The sequence below is a fragment of the Agrobacterium sp. OT33 genome, from assembly GCF_017313365.1.
Lineage (GTDB): Bacteria > Pseudomonadota > Alphaproteobacteria > Rhizobiales > Rhizobiaceae > Agrobacterium > Agrobacterium rhizogenes_A.
In genome coordinates this window covers 346,249-362,781 of record NZ_JAFLMZ010000001.1, presented here as the reverse complement: position 1 = coordinate 362,781, position 16,533 = coordinate 346,249, and the positions used below count along the sequence as shown (strand labels likewise).

The window sequence follows — 16,533 nt, the reverse complement described above, 5'->3', positions numbered from 1 at the left end:
AGTCCCGCTCCCGCAAACCGGCGTCAGAGCGGCGAGAACAGGTCGACGACCTGCTGACCGACCGGGGGCTGCTGCACTTCCGTCAGGCGGCCACGACCGCCGTAGGAGATGCGGGCCTCGGCGATACGCTCATAGGAAATCATGTTCTGCGCATCGACATCCTGCGGCCTGACGATACCGCCGACATTGAGGATGCGGATTTCATGGTTGACGCGCACTTCCTGCGAACCGCTGATGATGAGGTTGCCGTTTTCCAGAATGCCGGTTACCACGGCGGCCACCATCAGCGTCAGCTTTTCGGAACGCTTGGTCTTGCCCTTGGCCTGGGTGTCGGTATCGGATCCGTATTTGATGTTGGAGTCCGCCTCCGGCGTCCAGCCGAAGATTTCCGCCTTGGCCTTCCAGTTCAGACCGCTGGAATTGGTGCGGTTGCGCTCGGTCTCGTTGTCGAAATCGGCCTTGTCGTTGATCTGGATGTTGACGGTCAGGATGTCGCCGATATTCAGCGCGCGCAGATCCTTGAACAAGGCGCCCTGGCTGTCGCTCCACAGCGAATAGCCGCTCGCCATGTGCTTCGGCTGCTTGGGATACATGCCCATCTGCGGCGTCTGGCTGAACTGCAGACCGCTGCCGATCGGGCTCATCGCGGGTGCGTTGCCGATTTCCTTCAGGGTCTGGTTGTTCTGGCAGCCTGCCAGGAGAGCGAGCGGCAGGAGGAGGGCCGGGAGACGACGCGTGCTCATGAAGGATCCTTCGAAGTGTTTTTGTCGGTTGCCTGCGACATGATGCCGGCGACAGTGGCGGCTTTCTGCGCATCCATCTCGCTGAGGATGAGGCCGGATTGGCGCGGCGGCAGCTGCATGATGATGGCGGCCGCAATCTCCACATGCATCTTCTCGAGCTGGGGTGCGGCGGCATCCGGCTTCATCGTCTTGTAGACATCGACGAGATTGGCTTTCGCCTGGGCGAGGAAATGTTCGCGGCGCGCCAGCCAGTCCTCATATTCCGCCTTGCGGTCCTCCAGCACGGAGATGCGCTCGTTGACGTCGGCCTGAAGCTTTTCAAGCTCCTGCTTCTGCATCAGGTACCGCTGGTCGCGGGCGGCATCGGCAATGTTGGTGCAGAATTTCTGGATTTCATCCTGCGTGCTGAGTTCGGAGACCACGTTCTGCTGGCTCTCGGCACCGGCCGCGGGCAGCAGGAACAGCAGCGAGGCGACGGCCGCGAAGCGGACGAGGCCATTCGAAAGCGGATTTTTGATCTGATGTTCCATCATTGCAGCACGAGCTCCGCCTGAAGGGCACCGGCGGATTTGATGCCTTGCAGAATGGCGATGATGCCGTCCGCCTTGAGCCCGATGCTGTTGAGACCGGCAACCAGCGTACGAAGGTCAGGCCCTTCGACGATGGCGACCTTGCTGCCTTCCTGCATGGCCATGATGTCGGTCTGTGGCTGTACGGCCGTCTGGCCGCGCGAGAAGGGAGCCGGCTGGATGACCTGCGGCGATTCCGTCACCTGCACGGTCAGCGTGCCGTAGCTGACGGCGACGCGGGAAATACGCACATCCGCGCCGATGACGATGGTGCCGGTGCGCTCATTGATCACGACCTTGGCGGGCGTATCCGTTTCCACCGTCAGGTTCTCGATTTCCGCCATCAGCCGGGTCAGATCCGCGGTGCGGGGCTTCTGCACCGCGATTTCCTGCGAATCGCGCGGTTCGGCGATCGGGTCGCCATAACGGGCGCGGGCAAAGGCATTGACGACGTCGGCGACGCGCACCGCGGTCGAAAAGTCCGGATTGCGCAGTTGAAGGACCAGATTGACCGAATCCTTGAACTTTGACGGCAGCTCACGCTCGATGATCGCACCGTTCGGCACGCGTGCCGAGGTGGTCACGCCCTGCGTCAGCGTTGCCGCGTCGCCCTGCGCTGAAAAGCCGTTGACGATCAGCGCACCCTGCGCGACCGCATAGATCTGCCCGTCCGCACCGGAAAGCGAGGTCATGATGAGGGTACCGCCGCGCAGCGACGTGGCATCGCCGAGCGAGCTGACCGTCACGTCGACACGGCTGCCGGGGCTGGCAAACGGCGGCAGGTTGGCCGTCACCATGACAGCCGCGATGTTCTTGGCGTTCGACTGGCCGCCCTGCGTGGTGATGCCGAGGTTCTGCAGCATGGCGCGCATGGATTGTTCGGTAAACGGCGAGGAACGCAGGCTGTCGCCCGTGCCCTGCAGGCCGACCACGAGGCCGTAGCCGATCAGCTGGTTGTCACGCCCCGCCTGCAGCGATGCGATGTCCTTGATGCGGGACGTATCGGCATGGGCTGCGGAGACGGAAAGGAAAGGCTGCGCCGAAAACAGGATGGCCGCTGCTATGATATGAAGCAATCTCATTTCGCCATCACCTGAATGGTTCCGTCCTTCATGACCGTGCCGTTGACGATGACGCCGGAATCGATGTTGCGCACGCGGACCACCTCGCCGAGCGAACCGTCGGTCATCGGCGTTCCCGACGCCATCAGCGTCATGTTGCCGATGGTGAAGACCAGTTTGACATTGGTGCCGCGGACCACCAGCGAGGGTTCGCGCAGTGCCGCAATGGGTATCGTGCGTCCGGGAAGCAGCGTCTGCTTGGAGATCATGCCTTCGACTTCGCTGATATCGCTCGCATAACCTGAGGAAATATTGGGATTGGTCACTTCCACCGGCTTGACCTGTTCGGGCGTGATCGTCTCGCCCGGATAGATGGTGCGGGTGGGAACCAGCGCCATCGGCGCCTGGGCAAGAGCGGGCGTCAGGACGCCCAGTGAAAAGGCAGACGCAAGGCATATACGGACGAGTGCCGTTCTGCTGCTGCTATGTTTCCGGCCAAACCTCATGTTCGCCTGCCTTTCCGTTCTTACTTCAGGTTCTTGCTGACAATCGAAGCCATTTCGTCAGCGGTGGTGATGACCTTGGAATTCATCTCATAGGCGCGCTGCGCCGTGATCAGGTCGGTGATTTCCTTGACGGCGTCGACGTTCGAGCCTTCGAGGTAGGACTGCTTGATGTAGCCGTAGCTCGGATCATCGGGCACACCGATCACCGCGTCGCCGGAAGCCGGCGTCTGGGCGAAGAGATTGTCGCCGAGCGGCTTGAGGCCCGCTTCGTTGGCGAAGTTGGCGATGGTCAGCTGGCCAAGCTCGGTAAAGTCCGCGGCATTGCCGATGCGGGCCGTCACCTGACCCGTGCGGGTAATGGTGATGTCCTGCGCATCGGTCGGGATATTGATGTTGGGGATGACATTGTAACCATCCACCGTCACCAGATTGCCGTCGGCATTCTTGTTGAAGGCGCCGGCGCGGCTGTAGAGGGTCGAACCGTCAGCCGCCTCGATCTGGAACCAGCCCTGTCCGATGATCGCGACGTCCAGCTTGTTGCCGGTCTCGATCAGGTTGCCCTGGGTATGGATGTTACGCACGGCCGACGTCTGCACGCCGAGGCCGATATTGGCGCCTTCCGGCACGATCGCCTGGTTGGCGCGGTTCGGCACGCCCTGCATGCGCTCGGTCTGGTAGAGAAGGTCGGTGAACTCCGCACGCGCGCGCTTGTAGCCGGTGGTGTTGATATTGGCGATGTTGTTGGCGATGACTTCCAGATTGGTCTGCTGGGCGTCCATACCGGTGGCAGCGATGGCAAGAGCTCTCATGTCAATATTCCTGCTGGGCTAGATCTGCATCTTGGTAATGTCGAGATAGGCCGACACGATCTTGTCGCGCAGCGCGATGGCGGTCTGCAGCGACTGCTCGGCCGAAAGCACGGCATCGACCACTTCACGCGTGTTCGCCTTGCCCTGAATGCCTTCGAAAGATGCCACTTCCGCTTTTTTCAGGCTGTTCATCGCATCGACGGACATGTTGCCGAGAACGCTGGCGAAACTTGCGCCCGTCTGCTGGGCAGGCGTTGTCTGCTCACTGCCAAAAACGCTTTCCGTCAGAGAGGAAATGCCGCTTGCGCCGCGGGTGAGCGAGAGGGAACTGACTTGCTTGATACCGTCGATCATTGCGATGCCTTCAGAAGGTCGATGGTGGAGGCGACGAGGTCGCGTGTCTGGCGGATGACCTGAAGATTGGCGTCGTAGCTGCGGTTTGCTTCGCGCATGTCGGCCATTTCGATCAGGATGTTGACGTTCGGCATCTTCACCATGCCGTTGCTATCGGCGGCCGGGTTGCCGGGGTCGTATTCATTGATGAAATCACCACGGTCGACGCCGAGTTTCTTCACCGTCACGCGCTCCACACCGCTGACGCGGTCGAGTTCCGAACCGAAAGTGACGGTCTTGCGGCGATAGGGATCGGCGCCGGGCGTATCGCCGGTCGATCGGGCGTTGGCGATGTTTTCGGAGACGATGCGCAGCCGGGTGGACTGCACTTCCAGGCCGCTGCCGGCGATCTTGCTCGCCGCACTCAAGGGATCCATGGCTTACCTCTTAACCGTCATCAGCATCATGCGATGGAAGGATTTGACGAGATTGGCGTTCAGGTCGTACTGCCGCTTGATCTCGCCGGTCTTGGTCATTTCTTCCGCAAGCGCGACCGAATTGCCCGACTCCTGCATGCCGATCTCGTTGTTGACCGGGTTGTCGCGCACCGCGATATTTTCGCTGAGGGCGCTCGCGCCGAAATGGGCGGGATGGGTCTTCGCCATGCCAACCTGCTGGCTGGTGGCCTGCATGACCGCTTCGAAGGGGCTGACATCCTTGGCGTGGAACTTGGGTGTGTTGGCGTTGGCGATGTTGGTCGCCACGACTTCCTGCCGCACGCTCAGCCATTCCGCTTGGCGGGATGCCAGATCGAACAGTTGAATCGGTTGCATAGACTTCTCCATCTCGTATGGCCCGAACCTACGGGGCTAATCTTGCGTCAGACTTGCGAAGAGGGACGAAGGCGATGGCAAGGGCAGGAAGCGGGAGGAAAAATGGCCTGCCGGAAACCAAAAAAGGGAAGCCTCAATCGACACCGCACCCGAAGCCCCTGGGGTGAACGCTTAAATTCCGAGGTCATGCCGGCCCAGGGTGGAAACTCACAGGCATGGGGCGAGGTGCTTGCTGAAGCAGCTTTATATCTCGCCTTGGAGACAGTCCGGTGCTATCGCTACGGTAGAGGGAAATGGAGGAGAGCAATCATGGATTTGGTAATTCCCAGCGCAGCCAATCTCGGCCTGTTCGTCAGCGCCACGCTGGTGCTGCTTCTTGTGCCGGGCCCGGCAGTCCTTTACATCTTTGCGCGCTCGGTCGAGCAGGGCCGTTCTGCCGGCCTCGTTTCAATCCTTGGCATTCATACCGCCACACTTGTTCACGTCGTCGCCGCCGCTGTTGGGCTCTCGGCGCTTTTGGCATCGTCAGCGCTTGCCTTCAGCGTGGTGAAATATGCGGGCGCGGCCTACCTGATCTGGCTTGGCCTCAAGAAGCTCCTCGGGTCGTCGGACATTCCCGACGTCGAGGGCGGTTTACCGAAGCGAAGCGGCATGCGCATCTTTCGTGAGGGCTTCATCGTCAATCTCCTCAATCCGAAGACCGCATTGTTCTTTCTGGCTTTCCTGCCGCAGTTCGTTGAGGTCGATCGTGGCCATATGGCAATGCAGATCGCCTTTCTCGGAATTCTCTACACGGTGATTGGTGTTCTGACGGATTGCACCTATGCACTTGCTGCCGGTACGGCCGGCAACTGGCTGAAGCGCAGTCCCGCCTATCTGAAGGCCGAACGCTGGGTTAGCGGCTTCGTTTACATCGGCCTTGGCCTGACGGCCGCTTTTGCGGGCAATCAGAAGAAGTAGATCGCCTGACGTCGTTTGAGACGTTTGCGGCCCCCCCCGGATCCGGCCCTGGGGGGCGCCACTTTTCGTATGCCGAGTTTTCAGCGAAATTCGATGATGACCTCAGGCCCGAGGTCGGTCTGACTACTTTTCCGGATAATAGGTCTTGCCGGAAGAGGTCTCGATCAGCCATTCGCCGTTACGCTGCTCGATCTTCGTCAGCTGCGCATTGTCAGGCAATGTGGAGCCGACCCGCACCATATACATGCCCGATCCGTCCTCGATCAGCGCGCGGCCGTTGGAAACATGCAGCAGACGGAAAGAGGTCTGGCCCGGGAAAGGCTGGTCTTCAAGCCCGGCTGCCAGATTGTTCTGCTTTTCCTTGCCGCTGGCGTTGACTGTCGCCGTGGTCAGCATGTCGGGCATTTCGGCCGGCGGCATGTCTTCCTTGTTGCGGTTGGTCATGGCCATGGGCGAGACGCTGAAGACTTCCCTCGGGCCGGTATGGGGCAGATCGCGGGTGCGGTCGCCGCCGGCAACCTTCATGCCGAACTTGTCCTCGTTGAAGAACACATACCAGGGAAAAAAGGCGGCAGCCGCGGCAAGCCCTATACCTGTCCATGCCAGAATACGGTCGGGCGTGAAGAAGGGAGGCTGCGACCGGGTGTCTTCGACAGCGCCATTGTCGATCTGTTTCTTTTTCACGGGTCAGCCTCTCATTCTCGGGTTCACCTGCGGCTGATTGTTCGGCACACCACCGCGCAACGCGGTTGCCAGATCGGCATAGGCGTCCTGCGCTGCCGGTTCGCTCGGAAGCTGTTTCAGCGTTTCATAAATGATCGGGACCTGCTTTACCGCCATGTCGAGATCGGGATCGGTGCCGGGCCGATAACCGCCGATGAGGCGCAGATCGCGTGTTTCCTCGAAACGATGCACCAGCGCCTTCAGGCGCGAGACCAGCTTTTCCTGATCCGGCGTCCACGCCTTCTTGGCGAGACGAGAGATGGAGGCAAGCGGATTGATCGGCGGATAACGGCCCTCTTCGGCAAGGCTGCGGTCGAGCACGATATGGCCATCGAGAATGCCACGCGTCGAATCGGCAATCGGATCGTTGTGATTGTCGCCGTCCACCAGAATGGAGACGATGGCGGTGATGGTGCCGGTGCCTTCCGCGCCGGGACCCGCCCGCTCCAGAAGGCGCGGCAGTTCGGTGAAGACCGAGGCCGGATAGCCGCGTGCCACCGGCGGCTCGCCCGAGGCGACGGCCACTTCGCGGATCGCATGGGCAAAGCGCGTCACGCTGTCGATGATGAGAAGAACATTGTCGCCCTGATCGCGAAAATGTTCGGCAATGGTGACCGCGGAAAGCGGCGCCATCTTGCGCAGCATTGGGCTTTCATCGCTGGTGGCGACAACGGCGATGGACTTGCTCATGTTTTCGCCCATCGTGTCTTCGATGAATTCGCGCACTTCGCGTCCGCGTTCGCCGACCAGCGCGATCACCACCTTGTCGAAGGCGTCGGCCTTGGCGAGCATCGACAGCAGCGTGGATTTGCCCACACCGGAGCCGGCAAAAATGCCAAGACGCTGCCCGAGGCACAAGGGCGAGAAGATATCGATTGCCCGCACGCCGGTCTTGAAAGGCGTCTCCACCCGCTTGCGCGTCATTGACGGCGGCGCATTGTTGGAGATCGAACGGCGCTCGGTGCCGGAGGCAAGCGGGCCCTGACCGTCGATGGGTTCGCCAAGGGCGTTGATGGTACGTCCGCACCAGCTGTCATCGGGCGCGACACGGAAAGCGCCCTTGCGAATGACGGTGTCGTGGATGCCGATCGGTTCGCCCGGCTCGATCGGGCAAACATAGCAGATATCGGGTTCGACACGCACAACTTCACCGAGATGGATGCCGGTCGCGCTGCGATGGGCGACGAATTCACCAAGCCTGACGTGCCGCGAAAGGCCGGAGACCGTATAGTGTCCGGCGGCAATGGTGCGCACGTGCCCGCCCGGCGCCACCGAAAATTCCGGATCGGCATAATGCCCGGCAAGGCTCGCCAGCTGCGCGAGCTTCGGTGAAATGGCGTCGGCCGAGAGCATGGATTCCGGCATTGTCATCACTCAGTTCCTCAACGCGCGCCGCCAAGCGTCTTGATGCCTTCACCGAAGGTCGATTCGGTGTCGCGCATCAGCGAGGAAATGCTCTCGAAGGCCCGGTTGACCTGGATGAGCTGCGTCATCTGGGAAATGCCGTTGACGTTCGACTGTTCGAGATAACCCTGAACGACGCCGACCTCATGATTGTTGACGACCGGAACCGGCTGCGCCACGGGCTTCACACCGCTGTTGGGATGGCGCAGGAAGCCTTGCGAGAAATCCGCCTGGAAGATGCCGAGGGTAGCGACGATGTTTTCGTTCTGCCTGATCGCACCGTCGAGACCAACGGTTATCGGGCCGCCATTCGGATTGAGCTGGATCGGACCGCCGCCGGCGTCGAGGACGGGATAACCGCTCGAAGAGATGAGCGCGCCATCCGGGCGCATGGTGAAACGGCCGTCGCGGGTCAATATCTGGCCGTCCGGCGTATCCAGCGAGAACCAGGCATCGCCCTTGATGGCGAAATCGAAGGAATTGCCGGTCTGCTCGAAAGCGCCCTGGCGGGTGGAGAGATAGTCGTTGCCCTGTGAGACGAAGGCCACCCGGGCATTCATGTCATTGTGGTTCTTGGCGACCATTTCGTCGAATTTCACTTCGGAGCCGCGGAAGCCGACCGTGTTCACATTCGCCATATTGTCGGAAATGGTGGTGAGACGACGCTCCAACGCGATCTGCGAGGAAAGGGCGACGTATAGTCCGGATTGCATATCATTTGCCTCCGAGTTTCAGGGAGTTGATGGAGATCAGCAGATCGGGGGAGATGCCGTAGCCGCTGGAGGAGCCGAAAACGGCCAGGGGATCATAGGTCGTCGATGGATTTTGCATTTCCCACATGATGGTGAAACGCTCGAGCAGCTTTCCGACCTTCTCAGGATCCTGCAGATCCTTGATGTTGATGGTTTTTTCGATGAGTGCCGCCTGTTTTTCGACATTGGCCGCGGCAAATTCGTCAGGCAGGTTGTAGGCCGTGCGAAACACCTGCGCGAGCGCATCATCCGCCAGGAAATCGAGACCGGACGTGATGGTGGATGCCTTGCGCTCGAAATAAAGGGCGAGCCGGACGCCATTATTGTCGTCGCCGGCTTCCTGTTCCAGCGTCTGGCGGGTGTATTTGTCGACAATGCCGGCCTGGGCGGCCTCGGTTGCGGTCGCCGCCGCGCCGAGGCTGGCGAAATCCAGCGACTTCGCGAAATCCGCATAGCGGCTGTCGGAAAGCTTGTTGGCGAAAGCGTCCTTGTCCGTGGTGCCTTCCGTCAGCACCTTGCGGATAAAGGCCTTCGCATAGGCCATGTCCTCGAGCCCGTGGGCCTTCAGCGCGTAATTGTAAAGACGCGTATCGGCCATGAAGTCGTCGATGGATTTCACCTCACCGATCTTCGCGCGGTAATATTCGGTTTCGCGCGCCACATCGGGCTGCTTCGACACCCGCTCAAGCGATTTGCCGATATCCTGACTGATCAGTCTGTAGCTGGTATAGGTGGAAGTCACTGAACCGCCGCTCTCGTTTGATCCCGATCTCAAGGCGCACGTCCGCCTTTGCCGGCATAGTGCCGTGGCTTGCTTGTGCGAAACTGGTTGCCGGAAGAGCTGAAAAGCGGGCTGGCGGACAGGTTCACGCAAGCCACATTTTCTAGACATGGCGGCATGGAACACTGTTCGGGCGTGGTCGATCAATGAATATTGTAATTGGACTTATAATCACCTTCGGCTGCATCATCGGCGGCTATATGGCGATGGGCGGTCATCTGGACGTGCTGATTCAGCCGTTCGAATTGATGATCATCGGCGGCGCCGGTCTCGGCGGCTTCATCATGGCGAACCCCATGAAGGTCGTGAAGGATTCGGGCAAGGCGCTCGGCGAGGCCTTCAAGCATTCGGTCCCGAAGGAGCGCAACTATCTCGACGTGCTCGGCGTGCTTTATTCGCTGATGCGCGATCTGCGCACGAAATCGCGCAACGAGATCGAGGCCCATATCGACAATCCGGAAGAATCCTCGATCTTCCAGAGCGCGCCCTCGGTACTTAAGAACAAGGAACTGACCTCGTTCATCTGTGACTATGTCCGCCTCATCATCATCGGCAATGCCCGCAGCCACGAAATCGAGGCGCTGATGGATGAGGAAATCGAGACCATCCTCAATGACAAGCTGAAGCCCTATCACGCGATCACCACCATGGGCGATTCCTTCCCCGCCATCGGTATCGTCGCGGCGGTTCTCGGCGTCATCAAGGCCATGGGCAAGATCAACGAATCGCCGGAGGTGCTGGGCGGCCTGATCGGGGCCGCACTCGTCGGCACCATGCTCGGCATCATCCTGTCCTATTCGATCTGCAACCCGCTCGCGTCGCAGGTCAAGATCGTCCGCACCAAGCAGCATCGCCTCTACATCATCGTCAAGCAGACGCTGATCGCCTACATGAACGGCTCGGTGCCGCAGGTCGCGCTTGAATATGGCCGCAAGACCATCTCCAACTATGAACGGCCGTCCATCGACGCCGTCGAGCAGGAGATGATGAATCCCGGCGGCGAAAACAAGGCGGCATGATCATGGCAAAAGCTGCAGCGCATAAAGCCCCGGCCATCGACACCGCCTTGCTCGCGAAGCTGACCGGAGGGCTCTCCGACCGCAGGACGATTGCGAAGATCGGCTCGGATATCGGTCATCTCTACAGCGAATTCCTGCCTGATATCTTCCACAGCGAGACCGGCATTGCGATTGACGTCGAATATGTCGGCTCCGAATCGGGGCTGATGACCGATCTCATCGCCAATGTCGGGCACAATGTTGCGGTTGCCGATTGTTCGCTGCGCAACTGGTGCTCCAATTTCATGATGGCGGTCGGCAACGGCTTCGTCATCGCGCTGATGGAGCGTATGCTGGGTGCTGCACCTGACACCATCGGTGAGCCGGACGAACGCCGCCTGTCCCATATCGAGCTCGACCTTGCGGCCATGGTTCTCGGCCGCATCGCGGGCGTGTTGCGCTCGGGGGTGAACGCGCCGGGCGGTTTCGAGGCGACGATCGACCCGCCATTCAATGCCAATGGCAGAAGTGCCTTCGACGAGATGATCGCCGGCGTTTACGGCGTGACCATCCGCATGAAGATCGATATCGGCAGGGTCTCGTCCGAGTTCGCTCTCATCGTGCCGCAGCGGCCCCTGCTCAAGACCTCCATCGTCGCCCCGAAAGCTTCGGCCCAGGCGCTGAAGAAGCAGGAAGAGTGGATGGAAATGATCTCGCAGCAGGTGAAGAGATCGCAGGTCACGCTCGAGGCGCGCATCAAGCTCGAAACGCTGACCTTGCGGACGATTTCCAGACTGGTGGCCGGTGACGTCATCCCGTTTCAGGACCTGAAGCAGGACGATATCGGCGTCGAGGTCAGCGCCAACGGCTCCAAGCTTTATAATTGCGAATTCGGCAAGTCCGGAGAGCGCTACATGGTTCGGGTGAAGAACAATGTCAGCACGGACGACGAGATTTTGCGACATTTGATGGGTTAAAATCCTGCCCGCCCTTTTGGGGTTTTGGGCAGGCTGACGCAAGTTTCAAAGGGAATAATCAGCGCATGGCTACGAAGAAAACACCTGTGACCGATGACGCAGCGTTGCCGTCGTTTGAAGACGGCGGCGACCTCGACCAGGCTATCGGCGATCTGCGTGGCGTCCTCAAGACGGATGCGGAAGGCTCGCTCTCCGATTTTGGCGACTTCGGCGATTTCGCAAGCACGGACGACGCATCCACCGACAGCGACCTTTCCGCCTTCGGTGGCGGAGCGGCGGATTTTGCGATGGATGATTTCGCGGCCGCCCCGCAGGTCGCGGGCCTGAAGGCGCCGCTCGGCAGCGGACTGTCCGAGAACATGGAACTGATCATGGATATCCCGATCGATGTCCAGATCGTTCTCGGCACGAGCAGAATGCTGGTCTCGGGCCTGATGGGCCTCGAAGAGGGTGCGACGATCGCGCTCGACCGCAAGATCGGCGAGCCGGTCGAGATCATGGTGAATGGCCGCCGTATTGCGCGCGGTGAGATAACGGTACTTGAAGACGACGATACGCGCTTCGGCGTAAAATTGATTGAAGTAATGAGTACGAGAAAAGCCTGATCCCTGTGGGGACGGAGAGGAAAGACCATGATGGACTTCGAGGATTTCGGTAACCCCCTTGCGGGCAAGCCGTTGTCTCAGGCCGACAAGGCGGCCGCGGTGCTTCTTGCCATGGGCAAGGGCGTTGCCGGCAAGCTGCTGAAATTTTTCACGCAGCACGAATTGCAGATGATCATTTCCTCGGCCCAGACCCTGCGCGTCATTCCTCCCGATGAACTCGCGCAGATCGTGGCGGAGTTTGAAGACCTGTTCACCGAAGGCACGGGTCTCATGGATAATGCCAAGGCAATTGAGAGCATTCTCGAAGAAGGCCTGACCCCTGAAGAGGTGGACAGCCTTCTTGGCCGTCGCACCGCCTTCCAGGCCTATGAGGCATCGATCTGGGATCGCCTGCAGGAAGCGGAGCCGGAATTTGTCGGCAAGTTCCTGCTGCGCGAACATCCCCAGACCATTGCGTATATTCTCTCAATGCTGCCCTCGTCCTTTGGTGCCAAGGTGCTTCTGACCATTCCCGAAGAACAGCGCGCCGATATCATGAACCGCACGGTGAATATGAAGGAAGTGAGCCCGACGGCCGCCCAGATCATCGAGAAGCGTGTGGTCAATCTGATCAACGAGATCGAGGCCGAGCGCAACGCCGGCGGTTCCACGAAGGTTGCCGATCTGATGAACGAACTGGAAAAGCCGCAGGTCGACACGCTGCTCAGCTCGCTGGAGACGCTCAGCAAGGAAGCCGCAAACAAGGTCAAGCCGAAGATATTCCTCTTCGACGACCTCATGTTCATGCCGCAGCGCAGCCGCGTCATGCTGCTCAACGATGTTTCGGCCGACGTTCTGACCATGGCGCTGCGCGGCGCCACGATGGAAATCAAGGAATGTGTGCTGTCCAGCATCAGCCCGCGCCAGCGCCGCATGATCGAGTCGGATCTCGCCGTACCGCAGGCATCCATCAACACCCGCGAAGTGGCGATTGCCCGCCGCGCGGTGGCCCAGGAAGCGATCCGTCTGGCCAATTCCGGCCAGATACAGCTGAAGGAAGCCGGGGCGGACGAACAATCGGCCGCCGCTTGAGCGGAAGCCGGTTGATAACCGCCTTGCAGTCAGGGCCCGCCATTGCGATGGCCGGCTCCGGGCGCTAGTTTCGGGATGACGGCCTGCCGGGATCGGCGGGCCTTTTTTATTCCGGGAACGTGCCTTGGCAGACGATCAGGACAAGGACAGTAAAACAGAAGCCCCGACGGAGAAAAAACTCCGCGATGCGGCCGAGAAGGGTAATCTTCCCTTTTCCCGCGAAGTGCCGATCTTTGCTTCGTCACTCGCCTTTTATTGTTACCTCGTTTTCTTCCTTCCCGATGGAGCCGGTCGAATCGGCGAGACGCTGAAGGATCTGTTCGGCCAGCCCGAACAATGGAATCTCGGCACCCGGCCGGATGCCCTGTCACTGCTTTATTTTCTCGGCACCTCGATGGCCTATCTGCTCATGCCGGCCATGATCATGTTCATCGTTTTCGGCCTCGCCTCGTCGTTTTTCCAGAACCTGCCATCGCCCGTGCTTGAAAGGGTGCGTCCGCAATGGTCGCGTGTTTCGCCCGCAAAGGGGTTTACGCGCATCTACAGCAAGCAGGGTTTCGTGGAATTCGGCAAGTCGCTGTTCAAGATACTGATCGTCTCGACCATCATGTTCTTTTCGCTGCGTGGCGATTTCTACAGTCTCATCGACCTGATGTTCTCCGATCCGCAGGTGATTTTCGTCCGGGTCGTCGAGATCGTCAAAAAGATGATGGTCGTGATCCTGCTTTCGACCGCTCTGCTCGCCGCCGTCGACCTTTTGTGGACGCGCCATCACTGGTTCACCCAGCTGAAAATGACGAAGCATGAGGTCAAGGAAGAATATAAGCAGTCGCAGGGCGATCCGGTGGTCAAATCCCGCCAGCGGTCGATCGCTCGCGATCGTGCCCGCCGCCGCATGATCAACAATGTGCCGCGCGCGACGCTTGTCATCGCCAACCCGACACACTTTGCGGTGGCGCTGCGTTATGTGCGTGAAGAAAGCGACGCGCCGATCGTCGTTGCCAAGGGCCAGGACCTTATCGCATTGAAAATCCGCGAGATTGCGGAAGAAAACAATATCCCCGTTTTTGAAGACCCGCCACTCGCGCGCTCCATGTTTGCGCAAGTCTCGATCGATAGTGTGATTCCACCAGCCTTTTATAAGGCCGTGGCTGAGCTCGTTCATCGGGTTTACGCCATGAAGTCATCGAAAATACGGGTTCAATAAAACCAATGAAAAAATCCGCCTATTCTGAACAGCGGGAAATGATCGTCGCAGAGGCGATCAACCCGATCGCCACCGAACTCCGACTGCTAGACCCGGCCGACCTGATTTCGCTGCTCAGATTCGAGTGCTACGGCAGTATTGCCGACCTCGTCTCCTCGGCCGCGGAACTTTATTATCATCCCGGCACGATCAATTTCGGTGCTGGTGGCGAATACAAACTGGAATGGGAAGGCGCGCCGGAGATCATCCTCGATCTCGAGATCAAACCGAAGGGCGCCACGGTCTATGCACAATTGGTCTTGGCCAATGAACATGCGGCGGTCGAGATCAATCATGTCTCGTTTCAGAACCCTTCGGAAAACCCCGACGAGAATACCGAGTTTCTCCGCAAAAGCCTGATGGCGGCCCGATTCGTTCCGACCCGTCAGGGCGAGGCGGCCTGAACCGCACTGCCGGATATGTCACTTTTACCCGTTGCGCCTGCTGGAACCGCCGGCGCAGCGGCTCCGTTGCGGTGCTTTTTCGCCCGACCTTGCCTGAAGCCTGCCGCTTTGCGCAAAACCCTTCTGCGAAAGCGAGGAACGCCTTGCAAATCAGCGTTGTTGTTTGGTACCTATCGAATTAACGATTTGTTAACGAACGGCAGGTCGCGGTGGCCCGTTTCAACCACCGCCGATGCGCATGATGCCTCTGCTCGTTTTCGGCGCAGCGCCGGATTTTTTCTTACATTTTGAATTGGGTGGAACCCATGACCAGCATTATGACCAATGCGGCGGCAATGGCCGCGCTGCAGACCTTGCGCATGATCGACAAGAGCCTTGAGACGACGCAGGCGCGTGTCTCCTCCGGCTACCGTGTCGAGACGGCAGCGGACAACGCGGCTTATTGGTCCATCTCCACGACCATGCGCTCCGACAATACGGCGCTTTCGGCCGTGCAGGATGCCCTGGGCCTCGGCGCCGCCAAGGTCGACACGGCTTTCGAAGCCATCGAAAGCGCTATTGAGACCGTCGAGTCCCTGAAGGCGAAGCTGGTTGCCGCCTATGGTGTGGGAAGCAACCGGTCGAAGATCCAGGAAGAAATCAAGCAGCTTCAGGATCAGCTGAAAAGCATTTCCGAATCGGCGTCCTTCTCCGGTGAAAACTGGCTTCAGGCAAAAATCGGCGATGGCAAGACGCCGGCCGCCGAAGAGCCGACCATCAAGAAGATCGTTGCATCGTTTACCCGTACCGCCGCTGGCGCGGTGGGTGTGACGACGGTCGACTATTCGCTCGATTCGAGCACGGTTCTGTTCGATCTGAGCGGCGGCAAGTTCGGTATTCTCGATACCGAGGCCCGCTTCCTTCGCAAGAACGAAACGATCGTGACGATGCGCACGACGGATACGCCTGCGTTGCCTGCCGTCCCCACCGTTACCGACAAGGATTATGTGGTCACGACGCTGAAGGACAGCGAAGTGGCGGCATTGAGCGGGTTTACCGTCAAGGCAACCGGCATCTACACCAATGCTGCCAATACGGAAGGCTATTTGAAGATCAGCGATGGTGTTTGGGTAAAGCTCACCTCCACCGATCCGGCAGATGCCGCGGCTCCGACCACGGACAGCACCACACCCGTCGTAACGACGACGTCGCCGAACACAAACTGGTACTACGACGTCTCCTCGGCAATCGACCCTGACGACCGCAAGCTCGGAATCTCCGTGTCGACGCTCGACATCAACAAGCTCACCGATCTCGCCCAGAAAATGGGAACGATGACGGGAGAGCAATATACCGAAGCCGATGTGCTGGACGCGATGATGTCCTTCGTCGATGGGCAGCTTGAAGCGATGACCAGCGCGGCTTCCAGTCTGGGTTCGCTGCAGAGCCGTATCGACATGCAGGAAAACTTCGTATCGAGCCTGATGGACGTGATCGACAAGGGTATCGGCCGTCTCGTCGATGCGGATATGAACGAGGAATCGACCAGGCTGAAGGCGCTGCAGACGCAGCAGCAGCTCGGCATCCAGTCGCTCTCCATCGCCAACGCCAATGCGGAAAATATCCTCCAGCTCTTCAAGTAACGGCTTTGGCCCGGCGTGGGCAGGTGCGAAGACGTGGCGTGGGCTTCCGGAACAGGCCGCCTTCATCCTCGCACAAGTTTGAACACCTAACGTCGGGGCAATATCGGGTGGATCGCATGGCGTGATCCTTCTGGAC

General features: G+C 59.6%; 19 protein-coding genes and 1 pseudogene. 8 read left to right on the top strand and 12 right to left on the bottom strand.

Annotated elements, in window-relative coordinates; translation table 11 throughout:
* Window positions 1–23 precede the first annotated feature (23 nt).
* From flgH to flgB, 8 genes and pseudogenes are all read right to left on the bottom strand, one after another.
* The gene (flgH, locus tag JZX88_RS01780) at window positions 24–743 is read right to left on the bottom strand and encodes a flagellar basal body L-ring protein FlgH (protein WP_046800576.1); all 720 of its coding nucleotides are present in this window, start codon (window positions 741–743) and stop codon (window positions 24–26) included.
* Entirely contained in the window at window positions 740–1,276 is a 537-nt protein-coding gene (locus tag JZX88_RS01775) for a MotE family protein (protein WP_065114836.1), read from the bottom strand. Before JZX88_RS01775 ends, flgH begins: the two co-directional genes overlap by 4 nt.
* Window positions 1,273–2,328 (bottom strand): annotated as a pseudogene (locus JZX88_RS01770) (flagellar basal body P-ring protein FlgI); the annotation flags it as partial. The pseudogene JZX88_RS01770 and the gene JZX88_RS01775, both read right to left, overlap by 4 nt.
* A 62-nt stretch (window positions 2,329–2,390) precedes the next feature.
* Window positions 2,391–2,879, bottom strand: a complete 489-nt coding sequence (gene flgA / locus JZX88_RS01765; protein WP_065114838.1) for a flagellar basal body P-ring formation chaperone FlgA — start codon at window positions 2,877–2,879, stop codon at window positions 2,391–2,393.
* Between the two features lie 20 nt (window positions 2,880–2,899).
* On the bottom strand, window positions 2,900–3,688 hold the full coding sequence (gene flgG / locus JZX88_RS01760; protein ID WP_065114839.1) for a flagellar basal-body rod protein FlgG: 789 nt from the start codon (window positions 3,686–3,688) through the stop codon (window positions 2,900–2,902).
* Window positions 3,689–3,706: 18 nt separating this feature from the next.
* Window positions 3,707–4,042 carry a flagellar hook-basal body complex protein FliE gene (locus tag JZX88_RS01755; protein WP_065114840.1) on the bottom strand — a complete coding sequence of 112 codons (336 nt, stop codon included), beginning with the start codon at window positions 4,040–4,042 and terminating at the stop codon, window positions 3,707–3,709.
* A complete protein-coding gene (gene flgC / locus JZX88_RS01750) occupies window positions 4,039–4,458 on the bottom strand; it encodes a flagellar basal body rod protein FlgC (protein ID WP_065114841.1) in 420 nt (139 codons plus the stop codon). Before flgC ends, JZX88_RS01755 begins: the two co-directional genes overlap by 4 nt.
* 3 nt (window positions 4,459–4,461) lie before the next feature.
* Window positions 4,462–4,854, bottom strand: coding sequence for a flagellar basal body rod protein FlgB (gene flgB, locus JZX88_RS01745; RefSeq protein WP_065114842.1), 393 nt, complete (start codon window positions 4,852–4,854; stop codon window positions 4,462–4,464).
* Window positions 4,855–5,163: 309 nt separating this feature from the next.
* Here flgB and JZX88_RS01740 point away from each other — a divergent pair, with 309 nt between their 5' ends.
* Window positions 5,164–5,814 carry a LysE family translocator gene (locus tag JZX88_RS01740; RefSeq protein ID WP_065114843.1) on the top strand — a complete coding sequence of 217 codons (651 nt, stop codon included), beginning with the start codon at window positions 5,164–5,166 and terminating at the stop codon, window positions 5,812–5,814.
* Window positions 5,815–5,937: 123 nt separating this feature from the next.
* Here the strand turns inward: JZX88_RS01740 and JZX88_RS01735 are convergent, their stop codons facing one another.
* From JZX88_RS01735 to JZX88_RS01720, 4 genes are read right to left on the bottom strand one after another with little or no spacing between them, the layout of a single operon-like run.
* Window positions 5,938–6,498 (bottom strand): hypothetical protein, encoded by a 561-nt coding sequence (locus JZX88_RS01735; protein ID WP_065114844.1) that lies wholly within the window; start codon window positions 6,496–6,498, stop codon window positions 5,938–5,940.
* A 3-nt stretch (window positions 6,499–6,501) separates the two neighbouring features.
* Window positions 6,502–7,908, bottom strand: a complete 1,407-nt coding sequence (fliI, locus tag JZX88_RS01730; protein WP_065114845.1) for a flagellar protein export ATPase FliI — start codon at window positions 7,906–7,908, stop codon at window positions 6,502–6,504.
* Window positions 7,909–7,919: 11 nt separating this feature from the next.
* Complete coding sequence (flgF, locus tag JZX88_RS01725; protein ID WP_065114846.1) at window positions 7,920–8,654, bottom strand: flagellar basal-body rod protein FlgF; 735 nt, start codon at window positions 8,652–8,654, stop codon at window positions 7,920–7,922.
* A 1-nt stretch (window position 8,655) separates the two neighbouring features.
* Window positions 8,656–9,435 (bottom strand): DUF1217 domain-containing protein, encoded by a 780-nt coding sequence (locus JZX88_RS01720; protein WP_110755502.1) that lies wholly within the window; start codon window positions 9,433–9,435, stop codon window positions 8,656–8,658.
* A 185-nt stretch (window positions 9,436–9,620) separates the two neighbouring features.
* Between JZX88_RS01720 and motA the strand changes: the two genes are divergently transcribed.
* From motA to JZX88_RS01685, 7 genes are all read left to right on the top strand, one after another.
* Entirely contained in the window at window positions 9,621–10,493 is an 873-nt protein-coding gene (motA, locus tag JZX88_RS01715; RefSeq protein ID WP_004432509.1) for a flagellar motor stator protein MotA, read from the top strand.
* Window positions 10,490–11,449 carry a FliM/FliN family flagellar motor switch protein gene (locus JZX88_RS01710; protein ID WP_206912351.1) on the top strand — a complete coding sequence of 320 codons (960 nt, stop codon included), beginning with the start codon at window positions 10,490–10,492 and terminating at the stop codon, window positions 11,447–11,449. The genes motA and JZX88_RS01710 overlap by 4 nt, the downstream gene beginning before the upstream one ends.
* A gap of 65 nt (window positions 11,450–11,514) precedes the next feature.
* A complete protein-coding gene (gene fliN / locus JZX88_RS01705; protein ID WP_065114849.1) occupies window positions 11,515–12,054 on the top strand; it encodes a flagellar motor switch protein FliN in 540 nt (179 codons plus the stop codon).
* Between the two features lie 27 nt (window positions 12,055–12,081).
* Window positions 12,082–13,125 carry a flagellar motor switch protein FliG gene (gene fliG / locus JZX88_RS01700; protein ID WP_065114850.1) on the top strand — a complete coding sequence of 348 codons (1,044 nt, stop codon included), beginning with the start codon at window positions 12,082–12,084 and terminating at the stop codon, window positions 13,123–13,125.
* Window positions 13,126–13,249: 124 nt separating this feature from the next.
* A complete protein-coding gene (flhB, locus tag JZX88_RS01695) occupies window positions 13,250–14,332 on the top strand; it encodes a flagellar biosynthesis protein FlhB (protein WP_065114851.1) in 1,083 nt (360 codons plus the stop codon).
* Window positions 14,333–14,337: 5 nt separating this feature from the next.
* A complete protein-coding gene (locus JZX88_RS01690; RefSeq protein ID WP_065114852.1) occupies window positions 14,338–14,775 on the top strand; it encodes a hypothetical protein in 438 nt (145 codons plus the stop codon).
* Window positions 14,776–15,080: 305 nt separating this feature from the next.
* Complete coding sequence (locus tag JZX88_RS01685; protein ID WP_206912349.1) at window positions 15,081–16,397, top strand: flagellin; 1,317 nt, start codon at window positions 15,081–15,083, stop codon at window positions 16,395–16,397.
* The last annotated feature ends 136 nt before the right edge of the window (window positions 16,398–16,533 follow it).